This is a genomic window from Xanthomonas sp. SHU 308, from assembly GCF_000364645.1.
GTDB lineage: Bacteria > Pseudomonadota > Gammaproteobacteria > Xanthomonadales > Xanthomonadaceae > Xanthomonas_A > Xanthomonas_A sontii.
Genome location: NZ_AQOK01000140.1, coordinates 1 through 3697 on the forward strand (window position 1 = coordinate 1; position 3697 = coordinate 3697).

A 3697-nucleotide genomic window follows, 5' to 3' on the forward strand; every position below is an offset into this window, starting at 1 on the left:
CTCTCCCTCCGGGAGAGGGGTTGGGGTGAGGGTCCGGCACCAAGCGTTTGTTATACAGACCAGCGCACAGAACGGAAAAGGCAGCCTCGCGGCTGCCTTTTCCGTTTGTCATCCGATTCGGCTTCTCCGGATCGAATCAGCCGCCAGACGCTCCTGGATCGGCACTCAGCCAGCGCACCGCTCTGCAGCGGCGCGCAGCACCAGGCTCATTCCTCCGCGAGCATCTGCGTGAGCTTCTCGCGCGCCGGCTTGGCCAGCTTCTTGTTCTCCAGCGCAAACCGGATGGTCGCCTCGACCAGGCCCAGGTGGGTACCGCAGTCGAAACGGGTGCCCTCGAAACGGTAGGCGTCCACTTCCTCGCTCTTCAGCAGCGCGGCGATGGCGTCGGTCAGCTGGATCTCGCCGCCCGCACCGGTGCCGGTGCTTTCCAGCAGTTCGAAGATCTTCGAGCTGAGCACGTAGCGCCCGACAACCGCCAGATCGCTCGGCGCGTCTTCCGGCTTGGGCTTCTCGACGATCTGCGCGATGCGGCCCTTGCGACCGTCGAAGGCCTCCGTGGCGACGATGCCGTAGCTGGCGGTGTTCTCGTGCGGCACGTCTTCCACCGCGATCACGCTGGCGCCGTTGCGCTCGTTGAGATCGGCCATCTGCTTCAGCGCGCCGTCGCCGCGGTTCCAGATCAGGTCGTCCGGCAGCAACACCGCAAACGGCTCGTCGCCGATGACCGACTTGGCGCACAGCACGGCGTGGCCCAGGCCCAGCGCTTCGGCCTGGGTCACGAAGATCGCGCGCACGCCGTCCGGCAGCACGTGGCGGATCATTTCCAGCTGTTCGTGCTTGCCGGCACGCTCCAGCTTCTGCTCCAGTTCGTAGGCCTTGTCGAAATAATCCGCGACCGCGTGCTTGTAGCGGTTGGTGACGAAGATCAGGGTGTCGCACCCGGCTTCGATCGCCTCGTCCACGGCGTACTGGATCAGCGGCCGATCGATGATCGGCAACATTTCCTTGGGAACGGTCTTGGTGGCGGGAAGGAAGCGGGTACCCAAACCTGCCACCGGGAATACTGCCTTGCGGATTCTCTTGCTCATCAGAGCCTTCTGGCCTCGCGTGCGGGGAATGGAACGATGGTAGCGGAGCCGTCGTGACCGTCTTGCTGACGCAAGGGCGCGAACTCCGGCATGGTCATGCGCAACACCTTCTCGATGGTGTCGCTGTCGTAGTCGGCCACCGCGGCGCGCAACTGCTGCACGCCGCGCAGCACGTCCTCGCGCGAGAAGCTGCGCACGCCGGCCTCGAGGATCTTCGGATGCGAGGTGGGCCGGTAGTTCTCGTCGGCGTAGAACAGCGTCTCGTGCAGCTTCTCGCCCGGCCGCAGGCCGGTGTAGACGATGGCGATGTCGCGTCCGGGCTGCTTGCCCGCCAGGCGGATCATCTGCTCGGCAAGCAGGCGGATCGGCACCGGCTCGCCCATGTCCAGCGTATAGATGGCGCCATGCGACGCCGAGGCCGCCGCCTGCACGATCAGCTGGCTGGCTTCGGGAATGGTCATGAAGTAGCGCGTCACCTGCGGATCGGTGACCGTCACCGGGCCGCCCTGGCGGATCTGCTCGCGGAACAGCGGCACCACGCTGCCGGCCGAGTCCAGCACGTTGCCGAAGCGCACGGTGACGAAGCGCGTGCTCACCGCCTGGTCGTCCAGCGACTGGCACACCATTTCGGCGTAGCGCTTGGACGCACCGAGCAGATTGACCGGATTGACCGCCTTGTCGGTGGAAATGAACACGAAGGTCGAGACCTTGGCCGCGACACAGGCGCGCGCCACGTTCTCGGTGGCCAGCACGTTGTTGCGTACCGCCTCGCGGCACTGCCGCTCCAGCAGCGGCACCTGCTTGTAGGCGGCGGCATGGAACACCGCGTCCGGCTCGGCCACCTGCATGGCGTGGCGGATCACCGCCGGATCGCCGCAATCGCCGAGCACGCAGTCGATCTCCAGATCGGGGAACGTGCGGTGCAGGTCGGCATGGATGGTGATCAGCGCCAGCTCGTTGATCTCCAGCAGCACGATCTTGCGCGCGCCGTGACGCGCGCACTGACGGCACAGTTCCGAGCCGATCGAGCCGCCGGCGCCGGTGACCAGCACGGTCCGCCCGGACAACCAACCCTTGATCAGCTTCCAGTCCGGGGTCACCGGCTTGCGCCCGAGCAGGTCCTCGATCGCGACCTCCTTGAGCTCGCCCGGCAGGTAATGACCTTCGAGCACGTCGAGCAGGCGCGGCACGGTGCGGAACGGCAGGCCGGTGCTTTCGCAGATCGCCACGACGCGCTGCATGCCGGCCGCGTCCAGCGACGGAATCGCGATGACCAGCAGCTTGGCCGCGGTTTCCTTGGCGATCGCGCCGGCCTCGTCGATGCGGCCCAGGATCGGCAGGCCCTGCAGCTTGGCGCCGTGCAGATGGCCGGCGTCGTCGACGAATCCCACGGGCTGGTAGGCACCGGAACGGCGCAGGTCGCGCACCAGGGCCTCGGCCGCACGGCCGGCACCGACGATCAGCACACGCCGCGCGGTGTCGTCCGAGTGGGCGATTTGGTAGTCCTTCCAGGCGCGGTACAGCAGCCGCGGCGCGCCCAGCAGCGCCGACAGCGCGAACGGATACACCATCAGCACAGAGAGCGGGATCGCGTCGAAGCGGCTGTAGGCCAGCCCCAGCACGATCGCCACCAGGCCATAGAAGCTGGCCTTGAAGATATTGAGCAGGTCGGGAACGCTGGCGAAGCGCCACAGGCCGCGGTACAGGCCCACCTTCCAGAACACCAGCCCCTGGGCCACCAGCACGATGGCGGTGTTGAGGTTCCACAGCGGCAACGGATGCTCGCCGGGGAGCATGGTGTAGCGCGCGGCGTGCAGCAATTGCCAACAGACCCAGACGATGGCCAGATCGTGGAGGACCACGGAGGCCTTGGGAAACAACTCGGTGACTCGGTCGCGCGTGGAAAGCATCAGTGATCCGTGAGAGTTCGGCGCATCCGGTTGCGCAAGGCCAGCCAAAGCACACCTGCCGAACAGAACCAGGCGATCGTCAGACCGGCCTGCGTGCCCGCATCCAGGGGCCTGCCCAGCCGCGCAATTGTAATCGCGACAATGCTGAACAGACCGTAGGCGAGCGTGACGACAGTATGGCTACTGCCGGTGTGTACCCAACGCTGGTAAAAATGTTGCGCGTGCGGTTGCCACCAGCGTTCGCCGGCGAGCATGCGCGAGACGAGCGTGAAGCCTGCGTCGATGGCAAAGGCCGACAGCGGCAGTGCCGGCAGCCAGGGCGCCTGGCCGCCGGCGACGAGGCACCAGGCGAACAGCGCGGCGATCAGGTAGCCAAGCGCGCCACTGCCGACATCGCCAAGGAAAATACGCGCCCGGGGGTAGTTGAACGGCAAAAATCCCGCGCAGGCCACCAGCAGCACCCAGCACGGCCAGCGCAGCGGCGCCGGCAGCAGGCAGGCGAACCCCAGGGCGGCGAGCATCGCCTGGCTGCCGGCCAGTCCATTGATGCCATCCATGAAATTCCAGATATTGATTAGCGAAACCGTCGCCAACCACACCAGCGCGACGATCCACAGCGGCTGGCTCGCCTTGTAGACAAGTGCAGCCAGCAGGGTCGCGGCGACCGCATGCACCAGCAATCGCAGCGCCGCCGATAGC

At 66.5% G+C, this 3697-nt stretch carries 3 protein-coding genes; all 3 read right to left on the reverse strand.

Going from position 1 to position 3697, the window contains the following annotated elements; translation table 11 throughout:
• Positions 1-206: 206 nt before the first annotated feature.
• The gene (galU, locus tag D588_RS0106005; RefSeq protein WP_017915339.1) at positions 207-1088 is read right to left on the reverse strand and encodes a UTP--glucose-1-phosphate uridylyltransferase GalU; all 882 of its coding nucleotides are present in this window, start codon (positions 1086-1088) and stop codon (positions 207-209) included.
• Positions 1088-2998, reverse strand: a complete 1911-nt coding sequence (locus D588_RS0106010) for a nucleoside-diphosphate sugar epimerase/dehydratase (RefSeq protein WP_026143428.1) — start codon at positions 2996-2998, stop codon at positions 1088-1090. Before D588_RS0106010 ends, galU begins: the two co-directional genes overlap by 1 nt.
• The coding region (locus D588_RS24130; RefSeq protein WP_043083647.1) for an LPS biosynthesis protein at positions 2998-3697 on the reverse strand (700 nt) is incomplete at its 5' end. The genes D588_RS24130 and D588_RS0106010, both read right to left, overlap by 1 nt.

Excerpts from the sequence above, each read along its gene's own strand:
- galU (WP_017915339.1), bottom strand. The coding sequence starts at position 1,088 with ATGAGCAAGAGAATCCGCAAGGCAGTATTCCCGGTGGCAGGTTTGGGT.
- D588_RS0106010 (WP_026143428.1), bottom strand. The coding sequence starts at position 2,998 with ATGCTTTCCACGCGCGACCGAGTCACCGAGTTGTTTCCCAAGGCCTCC.